This window comes from Burkholderia sp. RF4-BP95, from assembly GCF_001521985.1.
Classification (GTDB): Bacteria; Pseudomonadota; Gammaproteobacteria; order Burkholderiales; family Burkholderiaceae; genus Burkholderia; species Burkholderia diffusa.
In genome coordinates this window covers 20,315-43,300 of the sequence record NZ_LOSX01000063.1, presented here as the reverse complement: position 1 = coordinate 43,300, position 22,986 = coordinate 20,315, and the positions used below count along the sequence as shown (strand labels likewise).

The following is a 22,986-nucleotide window of genomic DNA, read 5'->3' as shown; positions in this document are numbered from 1 at the left end:
ACACCCGCAGCGGCGTGTCTTCAGTCAGCCGGTGTCGCGTGGTCAAAGAACGTAATGAATCATTCGCGGCGCAATTGAGCCGGTTTTTGAAAAAATCACCAATATTTCATACGCATCGAATTAGAGTGTCGAAAAACGATCGTCCGGGAGCATCATTCATGTTATCGAAACAAATTCGCGCGGCATTGCTTGGATTGTGCATGGCAATGCTGGCGCCGGTCGGTCACGCACAAGCGCAATACACGACGGACTGGCTTGCGAACACGTTCGGCACGCTCGCCGCGCACGTCGGCAACGGTGCGCGCTCGCTGTGGGTCGCGCCCGAGGGCGTGATCTATACGGCGTCGCGCTGGGACGAGAACGCGGGCGGCGTCGCGATCTACCAGAACGGGCAGACGCTCGGCACGATCGGCATCCACGACGAATTCCAGGGTGGCGCGATCACCGGCAACGCGAACTCGCTGTTCGTCGCGCTCGGCTACAACCGCACGTTCGGCAGCGGTTCGGTCGGCCGCTACAACCGCAGCACGAACCAGCGCGACCTGCGCATTCCCGTCAGCACGTGGACGGGCATCCAGTACGCGGACGTGATCACGGGCCTCGCGACGACCGGCAACCTGCTGTACGTGAGCGACTTCTACGGCAACCGCGTGCGCGTCTATACGACGGACGGCGTGTGGCAGCGTGACATCGGCGTATCGGGCCCCGGCGCGCTGGCGCTCGATGCGGCCGGCAACCTGTGGGTCGCGCGCAAGAGCGCGGGCGTCGTCGCGCAGTTCAGCCCGACGGGCACGGCGATGAACACGATCCAGATGGCGGCCCGCGCGCGGCCGGCGTCGCTGTATTTCGATGCGCCGAGCGGGCAGTTGCTGGTGGGCGACGAAGGCCCCGACATGAACATCAAGATCTATGCGCTCGTGGGTCTGCCCGTGCAGCTCGGCACGTTCGGCGTGCAGGGCGGGTATCTCGACACGACCTCGGGCATCAAGGGGCAGGTCGGCGACAAGCGTTTCACGCGCGTCGCCGGCATCGGCAAGGATGCGGCCGGCAACCTGTACGTGCTGAACAACGCGTGGGGCGGCGGCTGGGATCTCGGGCGCAACGGCAGCACCGACCTTCATTCGTACGGCCCGACGGGCGCGCTGCAATGGAAACTGCAGGCGCTGAACTTCGAAGGTGCCGCCGCGCCGGATCCGGCGACCGACGGCGCATTCTTCTACAGCGGCAACAACGTATACACCGGCACCGCGGGCGGCACGTTCGTCGCGAACACGATCGATCCGTTCAGCTATCCGAAGGACCCGCGCCTCGACATGAACGACTACCAGCGCGGCCAGCATTTCGGCCAGCTCGCGCTGGTGAACGGCACCCGGATGCTCGTCGCGACCGGGCAGAACCCGGGCAACTACAACATCTATCACTTCAACGGCGCGAACGGCTACATCGCGATTCCGGACGGCTCGATTCCCGGCAAGCCGTTCAACACGACGCTGCAGGTCACGGCCGGTTTCGCGCTCGACGACAACGGCGACGTATGGGCCGGGCTCGATCGCACCAACAACATTTCGCACTATCCGATGACGGGTTTCGACGCGACCGGGAAACCGACGTGGGGCAAGCCGGTGCAGATCCCGATTCCGCGCACCGTGCTGCCGCTCACGCGAATCATCTACCAGGCCGACAGCGACACGATGATCCTCGCGCAAGGCATCGCGGGCACCTGGGACTGGACCGCGATGAACGGGCACATCGAGGTCTATCGCGGCTGGAAGGCCGGCAACACGAGCACGCCGAACGTCGCGATCAACCTGACGAGCGCGAATCCGAAATCGATGGCGGCGGCCGGCCACTACCTGTTCGTCGGCTACGTGCACACGGTGCCGAACGTCGACGTGTTCGACCTCAACACCGGCAGCCTCGTGACCACGCTGACGAACTCGAACACGTCGGCGATGGACGTCGGCAACGACGTCGACTCGATGTACGGCATCCGCGCGTACCTGCGCTCGACCGGCGAATACGTGATCACGAAGGACAACTACAACGGGTCGAGCGTCGTCGTGTATCGCTGGCGTCCGTGATCGCGCATGCCGCACCGTTCGGACCAGCCCGGTCTCACGGCGCGCCGAGCACGCGGCCGTTCACCTCGCGCCCGTACATCGAGTCGGGCGTGTCGTGGAATTTCGCGCGGGTGTCCTGGACCGAGCCGGTGAAACGCGGGTCCTGCGGGCGCTCGTGACTGTCCATGAAGGTCGCGACGTCCCACGCTTCCTGATCGGTCAGCGTGCCGCCGAGCCCGAGCGGCATATTGGCCTTCACGAAGCCGGCCGCGTTGCGGATGTCGCCCATCCCCGCGCCCCAGTTGAACGAGCGCGCGCCCCAGAGCGCCGGAAAGACCGGCTTGCCGCCGCTCGATTGCCCCTGGCCGTCCGCGCCGTGACACAGCGCGCAGTGCTGCGTGTAGACGGCGGCGCCACGCGCGTAGTCGGCTTTCAGCGCGGGCGGCGGCAGTTTCGGAAAGCCTTGCCCCGGCAGCTTCGCGCCGACAGGCGCACCCTTCGCGAGCCAGTACGAATAGGTTTCGAGCGCAACGAGGATCGGGTCGCCGGCGGGCGGCGCCTTGCCGTTCATGCTGTAGCGAAAGCACCCCTGCAGGCGTTCGGCGAACGTGTTCACATGGCCGTTCTTGATCCGGTAGGCCGGGTATAGCAGGTACGCGGCCCACATCGGGCTCGAATCCGGACGGCGGCCCGCGTCGAGGTGGCAGCTCGCGCAGGTCAGCTTGTTGCCGACGTACTTGCCCGCATATTCGGGCGTGTGCAGGAAAATCTGCTCGCCGAGCTTCACGGTCTTGCCGAAGTCGTCCGCGGGGATCGCGGATTCGGGCGGCGGCGTGAACGGCTTCGCCGTCGTCGCGGCGGGCAGGGCGGCTGCCGCAGGAGCGGAAGCGGTGGCCGGTGCGTCCTGCGGCGCGGCCGCGCAAGCGAGCGCGGGCATCCAGGCCGCGCCGAGCAGCGCGGCGCGCGCGCCGCGGATCAACGTCGTGCGGTCGATCATTGTTTTTCTCCGTTCGCGGCACCGCCACGCGCATAGTACGCAGCCACCGCGTCGACATCGGCGTCGGACAGCTTGCCGGCGATCGTCGGCATCAGCGCCATCGGGCCGGGCGCCCGCGTGCCGTGCTTCCAGCCGTTCAACTGGCCCGCGATGTATGCGGCCGGCTGGCCGGCGAGCGGCGGAAACGCGGCGCCGACGCCGAGGCCGCCCGCGCCGTGGCATTGCGCGCACGCGGGCAGGCCCTGCGACCAGCGTCCGCGCGTCGCGAGCCAAGCGCCGGTGTTCGCCGGGTCGATCGACGTGGCGTCGGAAGCGGCAATGGCGGGCGGCGCGGGCAGGCTCGCGAAGTACGCGGAGACCGCGTCGCGATCGTGCGCCGACAGCAGTTTCGCGAGCGGCTGCATGACCGGGTTCTGGCGGCTGCCGTCCGCGAACGCGGCGAGTTGCGCGGAAAGATAGGCGGCGTTCGTGCCCGCGAGACGCGGAAAGCCGGCGGCCGCGTTGCCTTCGCCCTGCGCGCCGTGGCAGCCGATGCATGCGGCCGCGCCCGTCGTCGTGCCCTGGGTGGCGATGGTCTTGCCGAGTGCGATGTCGTCCGCGTGGGCATGGCCGGCGAGCAGTGCCGCCGCGGCGAGCAGCAACCGCGCGGACCGGCGCCGCGGGATGTCGACCGAATCGTTCACGTGTCCCCTCCTTGATGTCTGTCTTATGGCGTGGCCCGGCGTGCACACCCGCGCGGTCAGCCCGCGTCGGGCCCGTCTTGCCGTGGCGCGAGATTCGGCGTCGGTGCCGTCGCGTCGTATTGCCCGAAGCCGTAGCGCGCGAATATCCGGAACGCGTCCGGCGACCGGATGAACGCGAGCCACGCGCGTGCGGCTTCCGGATGCGGTGCGTGCTTCACCATCGCGCCCGCATAGATCGCCGTCGTATTGTGCGCGGCCGGAATGTCGATGTGCATCAGCGGATGCCCGATCTGTTCCTGGAACGCCGCTTCCGATTGCCACAGCACGCCGGCGTCGGCACGCCCCTGCATCAGGAACAGCGCGGTTTCCCGATGATGGATGTGCGTGAGCTCGGTCGTGCCGGCGCGCACCTTGTCGTCGTAGACGATACGCGCGAGCGCATCGCCGCCGGCCTTCACGAGCGATGCGCGGATCTGCCGCGCGACGCCTTCGAATGCCGGGTTCGGCATCGCGAGCGTCACGTCGGGCCGCGCAAGATCGTTCAGCGACGTAATGCGCTTCGGGTTGCCGGCGCGCACCATGATCGTCAACTGGTTCGTCACGTAGGGCACGGCCGGGCCTTCGAGCGTGCCGTCCGCGATCAGCTCGCGGATCTTGCCGAGCCCGGCGAAATACGCATCGGGCTTGACCGTCCACGTCATGTTGCCGACGGTGATCGTGCCGCCCGCGTGAATCTGCTTCACGAGCAGGCCGGGCGGGATGGTTTCCCAGTAGATGCGGCCGCGGTATTCGGGATGGTCGGTCTCGAACTTCGCGACGAGCGGTGCCATCGCGAAGAAGTAGTTGCCGCCGACGTACAGCACCAGCTTCGGCGCGGTGAGGTCACCGTGGAAATCGGCGAGCACGTCGACCTGCGGCACCGTGAATTCGAGGCCGCGGTTCGTCGCGTCGTTGTTGCGGCCGTCCTGCCACGGCGGAAAGATGCTGCGCGACGTGTCGGCCGGTGCGGCGAGCGACAGCATCGACGTGCAGCAAAGCGCGGCCAGCGCGGCATGCAGCGCTGGCTGCCACCGGCGTCGCAACGGAGAACGCGTGCGGAGCGATGTCATCGGGCGCCTCACTTCGCGTAAGTGAAACCGGCGTGCTGCAGTTCGGGCAGCGTGCCGACCGCGCCCGGCGTGACGATCGCCGACGGAATCACGTGGTTGGTGAGATCGGCGGCGAGGGCGTCGAGCGGCAGCTTGTCGGGATTCGCGTTCGCGCCGTCGAGCCGTTCCGCGAGTTCCCAGATCGCGTTGTGGCACGAGAGGAACACGACGCCACGCTGCAGCAGCGCGGCGATGCTGTTGTCGTGCGACGAGAATGCGCCGTCGGCCCGTTCATGATCGGCGGCGTCTTTCGATTGCGCCGGTTTCGCGGCAAGCAGCGTGTTGGTCGCGAACGCTGCGCCGGCGAATTTCGCGAGGCCGTATTTGTCCCACGCGGCCTGGTCGAACAGCGCGAGATGCGCGGCGCCATGCGTGGCCGATACGACGAGGAAGTCCGGATGACCGAACGCCCAGATCTGCGCGTTCAGCGCGTTGCGCATCAGGTTCAGCCATGGGCCGCCGAGCTCGGTGTTGTCCCACACCTGCTTCGGGCCGCCGCGATAGCCGATCACTTCCATGAGCGCCGCATGATCCCATTGATCGGGGCGCTCGACGATCATCGGCACCGTCTTGAAGTCGCGTCGTCTCGGTATGGCCGCGAGACGGCGGGTGAGGTCGGCGAGGCGCGTCGCGCCGCTGGCGAGCAGCGCGCCGGATTCGGGTGTCGCCGCCTGCGCGACGCGCGAGGCGCCGAGCAGCGCGGTGCCGGCCGCGAGGCCGAGTGTCTTGAGCGCGCCGCGGCGCGCATCCCGGTCGGACATCGAACTCTCCCATATCGTTTTTGTGGGGGCGTGGTGCATCGCCGTGTCGCGGCGATGCGTCGCCATCGCGTAGCCAGTCTAGAGGCGCGCGATCGACGGCGGAAATCGCGATATCGGATGGGAGATATTCGAGGGTCCGATGATTGGCGGAAACGACAAGGCCGCGCGGCGCCGACGTGTGCGGCATCGCGCGGCCTTCGTCAGCCGAGAAAGGTCAGTGCGCGGCGCGTTCGCGCAGCACTTCCGACGGCCGCACGTTGCGCACGAACACGCCGGCCAGCACCGCGCCTGCCAGTGCGATCGCGCCGGCCAGCACGAACGCGGACGCGAACGAGCCGCTGCGCTCGACGATGAAGCCGGTCACGGCCGGCCCGATCACGCCGGAGAGGCTGCCCATGCAATGCAGGAAGCCGCTGACGCCGCCGACGCGCGCCGGATGCACGACGTCCTGCACGATCGCCCAGTAGATCGCGCCCGTCACGTACAGGAAGAACAGCGATACCGACATCAGTGCGACCGCGCCTTGCGTCGACTGCACGGCGCCCGCGACGGCCACGCACGCGCCGGCGCCGAGCAGGCAGGTGACGAGCACGATGCGGCGCGACAGCAGGAGGTTGCCGGTGAGCCGGTACAGCGCATCCGAGATCGCGCCGCCGCACGCGAGGCCGACGGTGCCGACGAGCCAGGGCACGACGGTGGCGATGCTCATCTCCTTGATGTTCAGGTGGTGCGCACGCACGAGGTAGCTCGGGAACCAGCTCAGGAAGAAGAACAACACGTAGTTGTAGCTGAAGAACGCGGCGGCCGTCGCGAGGATGCGCGGCTGGCGCACGTAGTGCGACAGCGTGTGCGCGGGCGTTGCCGTGCCGGCGGCGGCAGGGGCGTGGGCGGGCGTTGCGGCAAGCGTTGCCGCGGGCGCACGCTCGGCATCGCCGACCGGCGTGGCCGGACGGTCCGTCGTCGACATCATCCACACGACGACCCACACGAGCCCGATCGCACACACGATCCAGAACGCCGGTCGCCAGCCGAACTGCGCGGCCAGCAGCCCGACGATCGGCCCGGCGATCGCGCCGCCGAGCGGCGAGCCGGCACTGAGCAGGCCCATCGCGGTCGCGGCGGCGTCGCGCGGCAGCCAGTTGTTGACCATCTTGTTGGCCGCCGAGCACAGCGGCCCTTCGGCCATGCCGAACAGCAGCCGCACGATCAGCAGGCTCACGAAGCCGACGGTGAGCGCGGTCATCCCGCAGAACACCGACCACAGCCCGACCGACAGCACGTACACGAGCTTCGGCCCGAGCCGGTCGGACGCAAGCCCGCCGATGAAATTGAACAGCGCGTAGCCGATGAAGAACGTGCTGAACACGAGGCCCATCTGCGCGGCGTCGATGCCGAGATCGGTCTGCACGATCGGCGCGACGATCGACAGCGCGACGCGGTCGAGATAGTTGATGCCGTACACCAGGAACAGCAGGAATACCGTGAACCATGCCTGCGACTTCTGCTTCATCTCCGTCTCCTTCGTGCCGGTGGGCCGGCCGTCATGTGTTGTCTTGTCGATCGTTTGCCGCGTCGTCGTGGACCTCGGCGGGCAGGGTATTGCGCGGTTCGCGTCGATTGCCGCGAACCGGGTAAACGGTCGTTCAGCGCGCGTGCAATGGCGCGAGCAGCGCATCAGTGCCGCCCGCGCGCAGCGTCGACAGATGCGCGCCGACGCGCGCGATCAATGCGTCGGGCCACGCGGCCGAGCCTACATGCGCGGTGCTGCCGAGTGCGGCCCGAACCGCGCCGGTCGCATCGCCGGCCGCGGACAACGTCGCGCCGAGCGTGGCCGCGCCCGGATCGCTGATCGTGAGCGGTCGGCCCGATTCGTCATGCGCGGTGGCGAGGTAGTGCAGCCACAGCGCGAGCGCGCGTTCCAGGTACGGTCGCTCGGCACCGGCCGCCGCGCTTTCGCCGAGCGCCGGCAGCCAGCGCAGCGGCACCTTCTGCGTGCCGTCCATCGCGATCTGTTCGGTTCGATGCGCGAGCGTCGGATTGCGGAAGCGCTGCACGAGCGTCGCGCAATAGCCGTGCGCGTCGTATCCGGCCGGCACGTCGACGGTCGCGAGCAGGTCGCGCGTCATCACGCCGTTGACGAGTGCCGCGATCGCCGGATCGGCCATCGCATCGGACACGGTCGCGCGGCCGCGCAATTGCCCCGCGTACGCGATCGCCGAATGCGAGCCGTTCAGTAGCCGCAGCTTCATCGTCTCGTAGGGCCGCACGTCGCCGACGAGGTGTGCGCCGGCATCTTCCCAGCGCGGGCGCGGGCCGGCGAAGCGATCCTCGATCACCCATTGCGAGAACGGCTCGCAGACGATCGCGGCCGCGTCGCGCGCGCCGAGATGGGCATGCGCCCAGTCGAGCGATTCGGGCGTCGCGGCCGGCACGATCCGGTCGACCATGCTGTTCGGGAACGCGATGTCGTCGCGGATGCGCCGCGCGAGCGCGCCGTCGATGCGTTCCGCGTAGTCGATCATCAGCGCGCGCAGCGTGTCGCCGTTCGACGTCATGTTGTCGCAGCTGACGACGCTCAGAGGCGCATGGGCCGGCCGCAGCCGCAGGCCGGCGGCGATCACGCCGAGCGCGGTGCGCGGCGCGTCGGGTGTCGCGAGATCGTGGCGGATCGCGGGATCGTCGGCATCGAGACCGCCACTGGGGCGGCGGCAATAACCTTTCTCGGTGACGGTCAGGCTGACGATCGACACGGCCGGATCGGCGATCAGCGCCAGCAGCGCCGGCAGCGATTCGGGTGCGAACAGCGCGCCGTGCACCGCGCCGACGATGTGCGTGCGCGCGCCTTGGCCGTCGCGTTCGGTCACCGTGTACAGGTGATCCTGCGCGGCGAGCAGGTCGACGGTATGACGCCGCCGCAGTTCGACGCCGACGATGCCCCAGCGCAGGTCGCCCTGTTCGAGCACCGTATCCGTATGCAGCGCCTGATGCGCGCGATGGAACGCGCCGAGGCCGAGATGGACGATGCCCGTGCGGACCGCCTGCCGGTCATAACCGGGGCGGCGCGTGCCTGGCGGCGCGGTGCGCAGGAAATCGGGGGCTGATGACATGACGATTGGCAACGAGTTGTACCATGGTAGATGGTGGAGTGCGTGCAGGTTATTTCGAGTTTCACCGCGAAGTTATCGGTGTAAACGCTAGATCGTCTGAATTCGATTGCTTATGTACCATGGTAGACATCGATATCAAGCCAGATCAATCGCAACCATGAGCGAAACGGCAGCACTGGAAGAAGCAGACGTCGTGGTCACGGCGTTGCAGGGGTTCTCGCTGGACGAGAGCCGGTCGTATACGGATCAGGTGCATGCGCTGCTGCGCCACGCGATCGTGCGCGGCGCGTTGCCGCCGCGCACCGCGCTTTCGGAGGCGGTGATCTCCACGACGATCAAGGTCAGCCGCACGCCGGTGCGCGAAGCGTTCGCGCAGCTCGCCGATGAGCGGCTCGTGCAGATCATCCGGAAGGTCGGCACGCTGGTCGCGCCGATTCCTGTGTCGATCCTCGAGGAAGGGCGCTTCGCGCGCAGCACGCTCGAATGCGCGAACCACGTCGAGCTCGCGCAGAAGATCACGCCGGCGCAGCTCGCGGAACTGTCGCGGATCATCGATGCGCAGCGCGAGGCCGTGGCGGCCGGCGATGTCGAAGCGTTCTTCGATCTCGACGAGGCGATGCACGGCCGGATGTTCGCGTTCGCGGGCCGGCCGCACGTGTGGGAAATGCTGCAGCCGATGAAGCGCCAGTTCGACCGCGTGCGCTGGCTGCTGCTCGACCGCGTCGAGGATCACGCGCGCCGCGCGCTGCAGGAACACGAACAGATCCTCGCGCACATCGCGTCGCGCAACATGGCGCTGCTCGGCGCATCGGTCGCGGCGCACGTCGACCGGATCGGCTCGCACCTGCCCGACGTGCGCAGCCGCGCGCCGCATTACTTTGTCGACTGAAACGCCCGCTGGAGGAGCGCAGTGAAAATCGAACGCTTGCAGATCATCGTCACGTGTCCGGGCCGCAATTTCGTGACGGTGAAGATCGTGACCGACGAAGGCGTATACGGCCTCGGCGACGCGACGCTCAACGGGCGCGAGCTCGCGGTGCGCGCGTACCTGGAAGACCACGTGTTCCCGTGCCTCGTCGGCCGCGACCCGCGCAAAATCGAAGACATCTGGCAATACCTGTATCGCGGTGCGTACTGGCGGCGCGGGCCCGTGACGATGACGGCGATCGCCGCGATCGACATGGCGCTGTGGGACATCCTCGGCAAACTCGCGGGCATGCCCGTCTACCAGTTGCTCGGCGGAAAGAGCCGCGACGGCCTGATGGTGTACGGCCACGCGAACGGGCGCGATCACGAGGAAGCGGTCGACGCGGTGCGCGCACACATCGAGGCCGGCTATCGCGCGATCCGCGTGCAGTCCGGCGTGCCGGGGCTCGACAAGGTATACGGCGTCGGCAAGACGGCCGGCGCGTACGAGCCCGCCGAGAAAGGGCTGCCGCCCGAGGAACCGTGGGACACCGCGCTCTACCTGCGCCACACGCCCGAGTTGTTCCGCAAGGTGCGCGACGCGGTCGGAGATGCGCCGCACCTGCTGCACGACGCGCATCACAGGCTCACGCCGATCGAGGCCGCGCGGCTCGGCCGCGATCTCGAGCCGCATCGCTTGTTCTGGCTCGAGGACGCGACGCCCGCGGAGAACCAGGAAGCGTTCCGCCTGATCCGCCAGCACACGACGACACCGCTCGCGGTCGGCGAGGTATTCAACTCGATCTGGGATTGCAAGGACCTGATCCGCGACCAGCTGATCGACTACATTCGCGCGACCATCGTGCACGCGGGCGGCATCACGCACGTGCGGCGCATTGCCGATTACGCGGCGATGTACCAGGTGCGCACCGGCTTCCACGGCGCGACCGACCTGTCGCCCGTGTGCATGGCGGCGGCCGTGAACTTCGGGTTGTGGGCGCCGAACTTCGGCATCCAGGAACTGATGCCGCACAGCGCGCTGACCGATGAAGTGTTTCCGCACAGCTACCGCTTCGAGGACGGCTATCTCGTGATGGACGACGTGCCGGGCCTCGGCGTCGACATCGACGAGACGCTGGCCGCGAAATATCCGTACGAGCGCGCGTACCTGCCGGTTGCCCGGCTGCGCGACGGTTCGATGTGGAACTGGTGAGCGCCGAAGATCCGAGGGAGAGAACCGAAATGTTGAGCGTCGTTGTCGATCGTCCGAACAGCATGGCCGTGCGCGAGGTGCCGCTGCCCGCGCCCGCCGCCGGCGAAGTGCGCGTGAAGGTGCGCTATGCGGGCATCTGCGGGTCGGACCTGCACATCTTTCACGGCAAGAATCCGTTCGTGTCGTACCCGCGCATCATTGGCCACGAGTTCGTCGGCACGATCGAATCGGTCGGCGCGGGCGTCGACGCCGCGCGGCTCGGCGAGACGGTCGCGGTCGATCCGGTGATCAGCTGCGGGCATTGCCATGCGTGCACGATCGGCCGGCGCAACGTCTGCCGCCACCTGACCGTGCTCGGTGTGCATCGCGACGGCGGCTTCAGCCAGTACACGTGCGTGCCGGCCGACAATGCGTACCGGATTCCGGACGCGATCGCCGACACCTGCGCGGCGATCGTCGAGCCGTTCGCGGTGGCCGCAAACGCGACGTCGCGCACCGGCGTGCTGCCGGGCGATGTCGCGCTGATCTACGGCGCCGGCACCGTCGGCCTGACGATCCTGCAGGTGCTCAAGCGCGTGTACGGCATTCGTGCGTTCATCACCGACCGGCTCGACGCGCGGCTGCAACTCGCGCGCAAATGTGGCGCGGCGGAGGACGAGGTCATCAACACGAGCGTCGAGTCGCTGCCCGACGCGCTGGAAAAGCGCGGCGTCGACGGCGGCCCGACGCTGATCTTCGATGCGGTCTGCCATCCGTCGATTCTCGAGGAGGCCGTGCGGATCGCCGCGCCGGCCGGCCGGATCGGCGTGCTCGGATTCTCGTCGGAGCCGTCGGCGATCGTGCAGGCGGAGCTGACGAAGAAGGAGCTGACGCTTGCGGCGTCGCGGCTGAACTGCGCGATGTTCCCGCAGGTGATCGACTGGATTGCCCGCGGGTTGATCCAGCCGGAGCACATCGTCACGCACAAGGTGGGTTTTCGCGACGTCGCGCAGGCGTTCGAGATGGCCGAGCGCAATCCCGAGAAAAGCTGCAAGATCCTGCTCGATTTCGCGGGCGGCTGATACTGCTTCGTGTAGCCGGCCGGGGCGCGTTGCGCATGTCGCGCGGCCCCGGCCGAATGACGTGATCGCTCGCCGACGGCGGGCCGGTGCGGCGCGAATCCCGCGCGCCGCGTCGAGGGCAGGCCCGGGATCGGACACATCGATATCCAACATCAGGAGACATGCATCGTGACCCGGATTCCCTTCGAGGAAATGCAACGCGCGATCCATGCGGCGCTCGTGAACGCCGGCATGCGCGAACACGACGCCGAAATCTGTGCGAGGGTGCATACCGAATCGACCTGTGACGGCGTCAATTCGCACGGCATCAATCGCGTGGCGCGATTCATCGACTATCTCGACAAGGGGTGGGTGAATCCTGACGGAGCGCGCGTGCGCGTCAAGCAATTCGGCGCGATCGAGGTGTGCGACGGCCAGCGCGGGCCGGGCATTCTCAACGCGTTGTCCGCGACCGAGCGGGCCATCGAGATCGCCGACGCGCAAGGCGTCGGCATCGTGGCGATGCGCAATGCGACCCACTGGATGCGCGGCGGCACGTATGGCTGGCACGCGGCCGAGCGCGGTTACATCGCGATTTGCTGGACCAACACCGAATCCTGCATGCCCGGCTGGGGCGGCAAGAACACGCGCGTCGGCAACAACCCGTTCGTAATGGCGGTGCCGCGGGACCGCGGCCATATCGTGCTCGACATGGCGATGTCGCAGTACTCGTACGGAAAGCTGCAGGCCACCCGCCTGAAAGGGAAGAACATGCCGTTCCCCGCCGGCTTCGACAGCGACGGAAAGCTGACCGCCGAGCCGGGCCCGATCGAAGCGTCGATGCGGATCCTGCCGATGGGCTACTGGAAGGGTTCGGGGTTCGCGATCGTGCTCGACGTGCTCGCGGCGGTGCTGTCCGAAGGACTTGCGACGAACGGGATCGATGCGATTCAGGAGGGAAGCTGCACGGGATGCTCGCAGGTCTTCATCGTGATCGACCCGCGCAAGCTCGGCGGCGAAGCCTTCACGAGCCAAGTGGCCGACGGCGTGGCGGACTACGTGAACACGTCCGAGCTGGCGGAAGGCAGCGACGAAGTGCTCTACCCGGGGCAGAGCGCGCTGCGCACGCGGATCGAACAGCGGCGACACGGCATCGCCGTCGACGACGGCATCTGGGCCGACGTGCTCGCGCTCGCGGAGCGCCGGGCGTCGCCGCATCGCTGACGACACGACGGCGGGCGCGCCGGAACGGAATGACGGATCGACCCCATCGCTGCAAAGACGCTTGTTTTCATTGGGAGAACTGACCATGAGGGCGGATGTCGCGCTTGCGCCGGACGCAAGCATCGAGACACGGAACGAAGATGAGTTGTACCGGAAAGTGATACTGAGGATCGTCCCGCTGTTCTTCCTCGGCTTCATCATGTCTTATCTGGACCGCGTCAACATCGGTTTCGCGAAATTGCAGATGGCGGCCGATTTCGGCCTGACGAATGCGTCGTTCGCGCTCGGTGCGAGCGTGTTCTTCTGGGGCTACATGCTGTTCGAGATCCCGAGCAACCTGATCCTGCGGCGTGTCGGCGCGCGAGCGTGGATCGCGCGGATCATGATCACCTGGGGGATCGTGTCGATCCTGATGGTCTTCTCGAGGAACGAAGTTGCGTTCTATTCGCTGCGGTTCCTGCTGGGCGTCTGCGAGGCCGGCTTCGTCCCGGGCGTGATGTACTACACGAATACGTGGCTGCCGGCCCGACGTCAGAGCGGCATGTACTCGCTGTTCCTGATGGCGTTGCCGATCGCCGTCATGTTCGGCGCACCGCTATCCGGCGCGATCATGGAGACGATGGGCGGTGTGGCGGGCATCCGCGGATGGCAGTGGCTGTTCCTGCTCGAAGGGCTGCCGTCGGTGGTGTTGGGCATCGTCATTCTGATGCTGCTGCGAAACAGGCCGGCCGACGTGGACTGGCTGACGCCGCGCGAGAAGCAGATCATCGAAGCGAATGTCGAGAAGGAGGCCGCCTTCAAGTCGCATCGCGTGGCCGATGCATTCCGGTCGCCGAAGATCTATGCGCTGATCGTCGTGATGATCCTGTTCAACACCGGGTTCTACGGCCTGACGTTCTGGATGCCGACGCTGTTTCACGATGCGGGCGTCTCCAGCAGCCTGAACGTCGGGCTGTTGACGGCCATCCCGTTCGGCGTCGCGGCGATCTGCATGTACGTGAACGCGAAGCGCGCGGAGCAATCCGGGCGGCTGCGACGGCACGGTGTGGTGCCCGTCGCGCTGGCCGCGATCGGCCTGTTCGTCGCGACGATTGCGCACGGCAATTTCTGGCTCGCCGTGGTGATGCTGACCGTCGCGACGTCGGGCATCCTGTCGCTGATGCCGATCTACTGGACGCTGCCGGGGCGCGTGCTGTCCGGCCCGGCAGCGGCGGCCGGCTTCGCATTGATCAACGCGTGCGGGAGCCTGTCCGGCATTCTGGGCGCGATGATCATCGGCTATGCAGGCCTCCGGGTCGGCATGATCATCCTCGCTGGCTTCCTGGTGCTGTGCAGCGTCGTGTTCTATCGGGTGTGCCCGCCCACGGCGGACTAGCCGCGAGCCAGGCCGCGGCCGTCCGCACGAAGGTGCGTCAGAACGACACCGTCGTCGTCAGCGTGACGAGCCGCGGCTCGCCGACGGCGACGATCAGATTGCTGTTGCTCGACGGATAGTAGGTCTTGTCGAGCAGGTTCTTCACGTTGAGCTGGATGCGTGTCGGGAACTTGCCGATCGTCGTTTCATAGGCCGCGAATGCGTCGACGGTCACGTAGCCGGGCAGCGTGAAGCTGTTCGCGGTGTCGCCGGGCCGTGCGCCGACGAGCCGGGCGCCGCCGCCGAAGCGCCAGCGTCCGGGCAGGTTCGCGATCGCCGTGTCGTACACCGCGAACAGGCTGCCGGTGTGGCGCGCGACGTTGACGAGCGGCGTGTTGCTGTCGCGGTCGTTCGCGTTCGTGTACGCGTAGCTGCCGATCAGGCTCAGATGGCGCGTGAGCTGCCCCGCGACGTCGAGTTCGATCCCGCGCGAGCGCGCGGTGCCGATCGTCGAGGTGATGTCGCCGACCGTGACCGCGACGTTGCGCTTGTCGATCTGGTAGGCCGCGAGCGTGCCGGTGATGCCGGGTTTCAGGCTGAACTTCAGGCCGGCTTCCAGCACGCGGCCGAATTCCGGCGCGAGCGGTGCGGCCACGTTCGACGCGACGTTCGGCTTGAACGAGCGGCTCACGTTCGCATAGGCGGTCAGCGCGGGCGTGAGCGCATAGGCGAGCCCGAACTGCGGCAGCCACACGTTGCCGTGCGAGCGGTCGGCGAACACGAACGGCCGCCCCATCCCCGATTCCTGCTGCCAGTCCTCCCAGCGCAGCCCGCCGACCGCGGTGAGCCGGTCGGTGATCTTCACGGAGTCCTGCACGATCATCGAGTACGTGTGCACCTTCGAAAGCGAATCGCTCTGCTTCGTGCTTATCGTGCCGCCGGGCGCGAGCAGGCCGTAGACGGGATCGTAGAGATTGAAGCCCTTGGTCGCGGCGCCGCGGATCGTGTCGCCGCGGAAGCTGCGCTGGCGCTCGTATTCGCCGCCGATGTAAAGCGCGTGGTTCATCCCCGCGAGCGTCAGGTTGCCGAGCAGGCCGAGCGTCGCGATCTGGTCGGAGTCGTTGCGCCCGAGGTTCGCGTCGGACGTGCGCGACAGCGCGCCGGTCGTGGCGTTGAAGGCGGTCGCGCGGGTGATGTATTGATCGTAGCGGTCGCGGCCCCAGCCGTAGGTCGCGCGCACGCGCCATGCGTCGGAGAGGCGGTGCTCGATGCGCGCGCGCAGCGTTTCCTGGATCCCGCCGCTTTGCGCCCACGCTTCCTCGTAGCGGCGATAGCGCAGCGCATCGTCGGGGCGGCCGTTCACGAGCACGGTGCCGCGATCGAACGGCATCGTGTAGTCGACATACTGGTAGCTGACGTCGATCGACGTGTTCGCGTCGTGCCATGAAAGCGCGGGCGCGATCAGCGCGTTGCGTTCGCGGCCGAAGCTGCGCCAGTAGCGGCTCGTATCGTATTCGCCGGTGAGCCGGAACGCGAGCGTGCCGCCCGCGACCTGACCCGGCTTGCCGAGCGGACCGGTCAGGTCGAACTGAGTGCTGCTGCCGCCGTGGCTCGTGCGCGAGGCCGAGATCGAGCCGCCGAACGTTTCTTCCGGCTTGCGCGTGACGAGGTTGATCACGCCGCCCGGGTCCTGCATCCCGTACAGCAGCGAAGCGGGGCCCTTCAGCACTTCGACGCGGTCGATCGTCGCGAGATAGCTGTGCAGCACCGGTGTGCGCACGCCGTCGACGAGCACGGAGCCGTCGTTGTTCGAGCCGAAGCCGCGCTTGATGAACGCGTCGCGCGTGCCGCCGAGCGTGTTGGTCTGCGTCACGCCGCTGATGTTGCCGAGCACATCGTCGAGCGAGCGCGCCTGCTGGTCCTGCATCACGCTGCTGCTGACCACGGCGACCGATTGCGGAATGTCCTTGAGCGGACGATCGTCGCCGCCGGCGACGCTGCTGGTGCGCGGCTGGTAGCCGACGGTCGGATCTGCGGCCGCCGATGCGCTGACACTGATCGTCGGCAGTTCGCGTTCGGACAGCGCGGGCGTCGACGACGGCGAGGACGTGGCCGCCGAAGCCGTGGCGGCAGGGTCGGCATCCGCATGCGCGCCGCTTGCGACGCAAAGAGTGATCAGGGCAGGCAGGCTCGCGCGCCACGGACGCAAGGTCCGCGCGCGGCGGGGCAGTCGACGGGATGGCATGAATCGATGAATGGACGGCGTGCTAAGGATGAAGGCGCGGGCCGCGGCGCTTCACTGATTCGCCGCGGCAGGACGCGCATGATATACGTAATGAGAATCGTTTGCAATTACGGCGAGGCCGATACGGCTCGGGCATCGCGATTACCGGGCCGCAGGCCGTCTGCTGCCGTAGCGGCAAAAATTCCTGTCACGTCGCGTGCAGCGCGACGTCGCGCTCGACGCGCGGTGTCCGGCAATCAGAACTTCTGCTGGATGCCGGCCATCACGCCGAGCTGATTCATCCCGGTGCCGACCGTCCCGCCGGCGGCGACCGCGTTCGCGGCCAGCGTGCTGTTGAACATGTAGCCCACCGACGTATAGACGGTCGTCCGCTTCGACAGGAAATAGTTCGCTCGGCCGACGAGGAGCGTGGCGTTCGTGCCGCTTTCGCCGTTTTCCCGGCGTTGCAGGTAGCGCACGCCCTGCAGGTCGAGCGCGAGGTAGGGTGTCGCGTAGTACGTGCCGCCGGCGAACACGATATCGGCCTGCAGGTGTGCGGCCGCCGCGAGATTGCGGCGGATCCAGCCCGCGCCGAGTTTCGCGGGGCCGATCTTCACGTAGCCGGCGACGATGTCGCGCGTGTCGGTGTACGCCGGATTGTTCAGCGGCGCGAGCGCGCCGCCGCCGCCGCGCATCACGTCGTGCGACGCGGCGAGCCCGAAATTGCTCGCGTCATAGGCGAGCATTGCCGTGTATTGGCGGCAGGCGACGATGTCGCCGGGCACTTGTCCCGCGCAGCCCGTCGCGGACGGTCCCGCCGGCCCGGCCGCGTCGCGGCCGAAGCTGTAGGTCGCGCCGAGCGTCACGCCGTGGAACGTGCCCTTGTAGCCGATCGCGTTGTCGCTGCGCGCGTTCGGCAGATACGAGTCGAAATCGGCCATCGAATGAATCGACGGACCGATCACGTCGGCATTGGTCAGCACGATCATCGACATGTTCATCTGTCGGCCGAGGGTCAGCGCGCCGAAGGGGCTGTTCACGCCCACGTTCGCTTGCCGCCCGAACAGACGCCCGCCGTAGTTCAGCGCACCGGTGCCGGGCTGGAAGCCGTTTTCGAGCACGAAGAAGGCCTGATAGCCGCCGCCGAGATCCTCCGTGCCGCGCAGGCCCCAGCGTGACGGCACCTCGCCGGTCAGCGTCGGCATGCCGGTGAACGATCCGCCGCGCGCGGCGTTGTTGTAGTAGGACACGCCGGTATCGATGATCCCGTACAGCGTGACGCTGCTTTGCGCACAGGCCGGTCCGGCCAGCGCCATCGCCGTCGCGAATGCGACGCCCAGTTTCGTTTTCATGGCTGTCTCCAAACAGTATGTAGATCTACTTATCGATTTTTCTAATGCCCCGGACATGTCCGGGATGCCGACGGGTATCGGCAGGGCCGCGTGCGTCGCGCGTTACGAGATCGCCGGATCGCGCTGCCGCTGCGGCGCCGCGGCGCGCGCGCCCGCCACGGCGACGGCGATCGCCGCGCCGGCCATCGGCACGAGGAACGCAAGATAGAGATGGGGCACGGACCAGCCGTCGTCGAGCAGCGCACCGACCGTCATCGGCGACAGGATCGCGCCGAGGCGACCGATGCCGACCGCGAGGCCGATGCCGGTCGTGCGGATCTCGGCGGGGTAGGGTGTCGGCGACAACGCATACATGCCGGCCACGCACGCATTGATCACGGCACCGAGGAACACCGCGACGGTCATCCCGATGCCGAGCGAGCCGGTGTTCGCGCCGAACACGACCATCAGCGCGCCGCCGAGCAGCAGCGTTGCGCCCAGCAGGTTGCGCAGGCCGAACCGGGTCGACAGCAGGCTGAAGAGCGACGCGCCCGCGATGCCGCCGAGGTTGAGCAGCACGCCGCCGGTCACGCCCTGCGATGCCGACAGTCCGGCCTGGACCAGCAGCTTCGGCGTCCAGCTCACGACGAAATAAAAGCTGCCCATCACGAGAAAGAACGCGATCCACAGCGCGATCGTGCGGCGCGCGAGCGGTGCGCGCAGCACGGCCGTCCAGCTCGACGCGGGGCCCGTCGTGTCGATGGACGCCGTCACGGCCGGCAGCGCGTCGATGGGCGCGCGCTTCATTCTCGCGAGGATGCGGTTGATTTTCTGCAGCGCGTCGTCCGGCCGCCGTGCCAGCAGGAAGTCGAGCGATTCCGGCAGCAGTGCGAGCACCATCGGGATCGCCATCAAGGTCAGGATGCCGCCGAACGCGAACACGCTGCGCCATCCCCACGTCGACAGCAGGTAGCCGGCGATGACCCCGCCAGCGGTGGCGCCGATCGCGTAGCCGGTCGACTGCATGCCGATCGCGGCGCTGCGCCATTTGTTCGATGCGTATTCGCCGCTGATGACGGTCAGGCTCGCCAGCATGCCGCCGATGCCGAGCCCTGTGTAGGCCCGTGCGATCGCGAGTTGCAGCGTGCTGTGCGTGGCCGCGCAGGCGAGCATCCCGGTCGAGATCACGGCGAGGCAGAGCAGGATGATGCGGCGGCGGCCGACGCGGTCGGCCAGCGGCGCGATCAGCACCGAGCCGATGCCCATGCCGGCGAGCCCCGCGCTCAGCAGCAGGCCGATTTCCTTGCCGCTCAGTTTCCACTCTGCGGCCAGGTGCGGCGCGGCAAATGCGATGGCCAGCACGTCGAAGCCGTCGAGCATGTTCAGCACGACGCAGGCCGTGACCGCCATCGTCTGGAACGCGCTCATCGGGGATGCGTCGATCGTATTGCGGATATTTGCACTCACGTCAAAGACCCTTCATAAAAATAGTATGACTAATCGAATGGGAAAAACAGAAGCCGGCTGCAGCAAGCGTGGCGAACGCGAATGCATGTGCCGGCGGCCAACCGCGGGGATGCCTGCAGCCACAAGCCGGCGTCGCTCGCGCGCCAATGCGACGGTTACGCCGGTTCGGGTTGCTGCAGCAGTCGCTCGATCACGCGCCGCGCGCGATTGGGGCCCGCGTCGACGTGAATGTCGATCTGGCGGCCTCCGGGAAACCGCAGCTGATTCCGGTATTGCGCTTCGATCACGGTCTTGTCCTCGTCGAACGTCGCCGCCGATTGCTCGATGACCGTTTGCGCGACGCGTTCGACGTCGTGTTGCGGATTGGTCGCGATGGTCCAGAAATAGTGCGTCGTGGTGTCCGTCTCCGGCGTGATGCCGTGGAAGCCGCGCATGTGAAAGCCGCCGCGCGCGGGGTCGAGCAGGTCGCCGGTGCCGACGTCCATCGCGCCGGTCCAGATCCGGATATGCGACACGTGGAATTCGATTTCCTGCCAGCGATCGACCCGGCCCGCGAACGGCCACGCGGCCGTGTACGTTGGCGGCGGGTCGGAATCCGGCATCCGGCGCACCAGCGTCACCGTGTCGCCGTCGCTGCTGACGCGGGTTTCCGCGCCCATGTGCAGCGGCGCGTTGCCGCCGATCGTTTTCAGATGCACATAGCCGAGGTGGCTCAGGTCCATCAGATTGTCGTGAATCAGCTGATACGGCGCGTCGTAATGGTAGTTGCCGCTGCCGAACCGGTATTGCGGATCCGTGTGGAACGCATAGCGCGGCGGCGCGCAGGTCGGTTGAGCATGCGCGTCGGCGCCGATCCAGATCCACACGATCGCATCCTGTTCCCGCACCGGATACGACGACACACACGCCTTTGCCGGAATCCGGTCCTGCCCGGGAATCTCCACGCAGGTGCCGTCGCGGTCGAACAGCAGGCCGTGATAGCCGCAGCGCAGGCCGCGCGCTTCGAGCGAACCGCACGACAGCGGCAGCGACTTGTGGCAGCAGCGATCCTCCAGCGCGCCGACTTCCCCGGACGGCATCCGGAACAGCACGACCGGGCGGCCGAGCAGCGTGCGGGCGACGGGTTTGTCCGTCAGTTCGGAAGACAGCGCGGCGACCCACCATCGGTCGACCGGGAACTTAGTAGTATTGATCGGTGGCCGGGCATGTTGCGCCATTGATCGTCTCCAGTATTGTGATTGGCCGCCGCGTGTCGGGCGGTCCGTCTACAGCTCTACAGGTCGAGTACCAGCAGATCGCTTCGCGATCGCGAGCAGCACGGCATGAACTGGTCGCCGGCCGCCTGTTCCGCTTCCGTCAGATACGAATCGCGATGATCGGGTTCGCCTTCGAGCACGCGCGTCATGCAGGTGCCGCACACGCCTTGCTCGCACGACGTGAGCACGTCGATGCCGTTGGCCGCCAGCGCGGCGACGACCGTGCATTCGGCCGGCACGTCGATCACCTTGCCGCTGCTCGCGATGCGGACCTGGAACGCGCGATCCGCGCCGGACGACGCAACCGCGCCGCCGAAGAACTCGTAATGCAGCCGCTCGTCGGCCCAGTTGCGCTCGCGTGCGGCGTTCAGCACCGCGTCCATGAAGCCGCGCGGGCCGCATACGTAGAGGTGGGTGCCGTCAGGCGCCGCGGCGAGCACGGCGGGCAGGTCGAGGCGTTGGGCGGGGTCGCCGTCGTCGACGTGGAAGCGGGCGCGATCGCGGAACCCGGCTGCGTCGATCCGCTCGACGAAGGCCATGCGATCGGTCGAACGCGCGCAGTAGTGCATGTCGAAGGGCGCGCCGGACGAGAACAGCCGTTCCGCCATGCAGAGAATCGGCGTGACGCCGATCCCGCCCGCGAGCAACAGGTGGTGCGGGGCGTCGGGCGCGAGCGGAAATTGATTGCGCGGCATGCCGATCCGTACGGTATCGCCTTGCCGGACTTCGTCGTGAATTGCGCGCGACCCGCCGCGGCCCTCGGCATCGCGCAGCACCGCGATCTGGTAGCGATCGCCGAGTTCGGGGTGGTTGCACAGCGAGTACTGGCGCACGAGCCCGCCCGGCAAATACACGTCGATATGCGCGCCGGCGTCGAAGCGCGGCAAGGGCGACCCGTCATCGCTGACGAATTCGAAACCGCAGATGTCGCGCGCTTCCTGCCACTTGCGGGCCACCCGGACCGTCAGCGTCGCGGCGCTCATGACGCCTCCTTGATCTGCGCGACCGGAATCACGGGCCGCTGCGGGCTCGACGCGTTTTCGTCGGCGAGCAGCCGCTCGATCACCTTGCGCGACAGCACGCCGCCGGCGTCGATGTTGAGCTTGAGCAGCTTGCGGTCCGGCCACTGCTCGAGGTTGAGTTGCTGGCGCTCGAGCATGTCGAGATCCTCGGCGAAGATCTTGCCCTGGCCTTCGCGGATCTCGGCGGTCAACGCGTGATCGTCGGGCCGGAAGTTGCGCGCCATCCCCCAGAAATACCAGATCGAGGTGTCCGTCTCCGGCGTGATGAAGTCGACCACGATCGACGACGCCTTCAGCTCGGCCGGCGCGTCGTAACCGCCGTGGCCCGCATGCGCGACGCCCACTTCGATCATCACGTGGCTCGGCGGCGTGAAGCGGCAGATCTGCCAGCGGTCGACCGGCACGTCGTCGGCCAGCCCGTTGCCGCGCAGCGCCATCCGCCAGAACGGCGGCGGCATCACGTTCTCCATGAAGCGGCTCGTGACGACTTCGTCACCGTTGGCGGTCGTCTTCGGCGGCGCTTCGTCGATTTCCTTCTGGCCGATGCTCGTCGCATGCACGTAGGTCTCGTGCGTGAGGTCCATCAGGTTGTCGATCATCAGCCGGTAGTCGCAACGGATGTGATACAGGCCGCCGCCGTGTGCCCAGGCCGGATCTTCGGCCCACTGGAGCGCGGGCAGCTTGTCGGGATCGGCTGCGGACGCGTCGCCGGGCCACACCCAGACGAATCCGTACCGCTCGACCGTCGGAAAGCTGCGGATCGGCGGAAAGCCGCCGACGCGCTGGCCCGGCATGCCGGCCGTCTTGCCGTTACAGCCCATTTCCAGCCCGTGATAGCCGCACACGAGCACGCCGTCGCGCACGAATCCCAGCGACAGCGGCGCGCCGCGGTGCGGGCAGAAGTCCTCGAGCGCGGCGACCCGGCCGTCCGCCGCGCGGTAGAACACCATCGACTCATTGCAAATCTTGCGGCCGAGCGGCTTGCCGTCGATGTCATCGGGCGTGCACGCCACATACCAAGCGTTCTTGAGAAACACGTTCTTCGTCTCCTTCAGGGCGGTGCCGCCGGTGCGCGGCAATTCTTCATTCCGTGTACTGAATGAGATTCAGTGTACGCATCGAGATTGGCCAGGGCAAGGCGAGCGGTATACTGGTTTTCCCGGGAAATGGCGCGACGCAGCGCCATGCCGTCG

The 22,986-nt window shown here is 67.5% G+C and carries 18 protein-coding genes; 6 read left to right on the top strand and 12 right to left on the bottom strand.

Annotation, left to right across the window (positions count from 1 at the left end; genetic code table 11):
- The first annotated feature begins 158 nt into the window (after positions 1-158).
- Positions 159-2,081: an SMP-30/gluconolactonase/LRE family protein gene (locus WS46_RS21015; RefSeq protein WP_059691619.1), complete on the top strand. Its 1,923-nt coding sequence runs from the start codon at positions 159-161 to the stop codon at positions 2,079-2,081.
- A gap of 34 nt (positions 2,082-2,115) precedes the next feature.
- Here the strand turns inward: WS46_RS21015 and WS46_RS21010 are convergent, their stop codons facing one another.
- From WS46_RS21010 to WS46_RS20985, 6 genes are all read right to left on the bottom strand, one after another.
- Positions 2,116-3,057, bottom strand: coding sequence for a c-type cytochrome (locus WS46_RS21010; protein ID WP_059691618.1), 942 nt, complete (start codon positions 3,055-3,057; stop codon positions 2,116-2,118).
- Positions 3,054-3,740 carry a c-type cytochrome gene (locus WS46_RS21005; RefSeq protein ID WP_059691617.1) on the bottom strand — a complete coding sequence of 229 codons (687 nt, stop codon included), beginning with the start codon at positions 3,738-3,740 and terminating at the stop codon, positions 3,054-3,056. The genes WS46_RS21010 and WS46_RS21005 overlap by 4 nt, the downstream gene beginning before the upstream one ends.
- Before the next feature lie 56 nt (positions 3,741-3,796).
- Positions 3,797-4,849: a substrate-binding domain-containing protein gene (locus tag WS46_RS21000; RefSeq protein WP_059691616.1), complete on the bottom strand. Its 1,053-nt coding sequence runs from the start codon at positions 4,847-4,849 to the stop codon at positions 3,797-3,799.
- Between the two features lie 8 nt (positions 4,850-4,857).
- Entirely contained in the window at positions 4,858-5,649 is a 792-nt protein-coding gene (locus WS46_RS20995; RefSeq protein ID WP_059691646.1) for a hypothetical protein, read from the bottom strand.
- Between the two features lie 214 nt (positions 5,650-5,863).
- Positions 5,864-7,159 carry an MFS transporter gene (locus WS46_RS20990; RefSeq protein ID WP_059532534.1) on the bottom strand — a complete coding sequence of 432 codons (1,296 nt, stop codon included), beginning with the start codon at positions 7,157-7,159 and terminating at the stop codon, positions 5,864-5,866.
- Positions 7,160-7,292: 133 nt separating this feature from the next.
- Complete coding sequence (locus tag WS46_RS20985) at positions 7,293-8,756, bottom strand: mannitol dehydrogenase family protein (RefSeq protein ID WP_156443166.1); 1,464 nt, start codon at positions 8,754-8,756, stop codon at positions 7,293-7,295.
- 157 nt (positions 8,757-8,913) lie between these two features.
- On the opposite strand from WS46_RS20985, the gene WS46_RS20980 reads away from it, so the two are divergent.
- The 5 genes from WS46_RS20980 (at position 8,914) to WS46_RS20960 (ending at position 14,514) form a co-directional block, all read left to right on the top strand.
- Positions 8,914-9,645 carry a GntR family transcriptional regulator gene (locus WS46_RS20980; protein WP_059532528.1) on the top strand — a complete coding sequence of 244 codons (732 nt, stop codon included), beginning with the start codon at positions 8,914-8,916 and terminating at the stop codon, positions 9,643-9,645.
- A gap of 21 nt (positions 9,646-9,666) precedes the next feature.
- Positions 9,667-10,875: a D-mannonate dehydratase ManD gene (gene manD, locus WS46_RS20975; protein ID WP_059532525.1), complete on the top strand. Its 1,209-nt coding sequence runs from the start codon at positions 9,667-9,669 to the stop codon at positions 10,873-10,875.
- 29 nt (positions 10,876-10,904) lie between these two features.
- Positions 10,905-11,936: a Zn-dependent oxidoreductase gene (locus WS46_RS20970; protein ID WP_059532522.1), complete on the top strand. Its 1,032-nt coding sequence runs from the start codon at positions 10,905-10,907 to the stop codon at positions 11,934-11,936.
- Positions 11,937-12,104: 168 nt separating this feature from the next.
- Positions 12,105-13,139 carry a 3-dehydro-L-gulonate 2-dehydrogenase gene (gene yiaK / locus WS46_RS20965; protein ID WP_059691614.1) on the top strand — a complete coding sequence of 345 codons (1,035 nt, stop codon included), beginning with the start codon at positions 12,105-12,107 and terminating at the stop codon, positions 13,137-13,139.
- A 157-nt stretch (positions 13,140-13,296) separates the two neighbouring features.
- Positions 13,297-14,514 (top strand): MFS transporter, encoded by a 1,218-nt coding sequence (locus WS46_RS20960; protein ID WP_257130023.1) that lies wholly within the window; start codon positions 13,297-13,299, stop codon positions 14,512-14,514.
- 37 nt (positions 14,515-14,551) lie between these two features.
- Here WS46_RS20960 and WS46_RS20955 read toward each other — a convergent pair whose 3' ends face one another.
- The 6 genes from WS46_RS20955 to WS46_RS20930 form a co-directional block, all read right to left on the bottom strand.
- Entirely contained in the window at positions 14,552-16,738 is a 2,187-nt protein-coding gene (locus WS46_RS20955) for a TonB-dependent siderophore receptor (protein WP_059691612.1), read from the bottom strand.
- Between the two features lie 236 nt (positions 16,739-16,974).
- Positions 16,975-18,069, bottom strand: coding sequence for a porin (locus tag WS46_RS20950; protein WP_059691611.1), 1,095 nt, complete (start codon positions 18,067-18,069; stop codon positions 16,975-16,977).
- Positions 18,070-18,171: 102 nt separating this feature from the next.
- Positions 18,172-19,515 carry an MFS transporter gene (locus WS46_RS20945; protein ID WP_059691610.1) on the bottom strand — a complete coding sequence of 448 codons (1,344 nt, stop codon included), beginning with the start codon at positions 19,513-19,515 and terminating at the stop codon, positions 18,172-18,174.
- 155 nt (positions 19,516-19,670) lie between these two features.
- Positions 19,671-20,732 carry a Rieske 2Fe-2S domain-containing protein gene (locus WS46_RS20940; RefSeq protein ID WP_059691609.1) on the bottom strand — a complete coding sequence of 354 codons (1,062 nt, stop codon included), beginning with the start codon at positions 20,730-20,732 and terminating at the stop codon, positions 19,671-19,673.
- 56 nt (positions 20,733-20,788) lie between these two features.
- The gene (locus WS46_RS20935) at positions 20,789-21,754 is read right to left on the bottom strand and encodes a PDR/VanB family oxidoreductase (protein WP_059691608.1); all 966 of its coding nucleotides are present in this window, start codon (positions 21,752-21,754) and stop codon (positions 20,789-20,791) included.
- The gene (locus WS46_RS20930; RefSeq protein ID WP_059691645.1) at positions 21,751-22,830 is read right to left on the bottom strand and encodes an aromatic ring-hydroxylating dioxygenase subunit alpha; all 1,080 of its coding nucleotides are present in this window, start codon (positions 22,828-22,830) and stop codon (positions 21,751-21,753) included. Before WS46_RS20930 ends, WS46_RS20935 begins: the two co-directional genes overlap by 4 nt.
- Positions 22,831-22,986 lie beyond the last annotated feature (156 nt).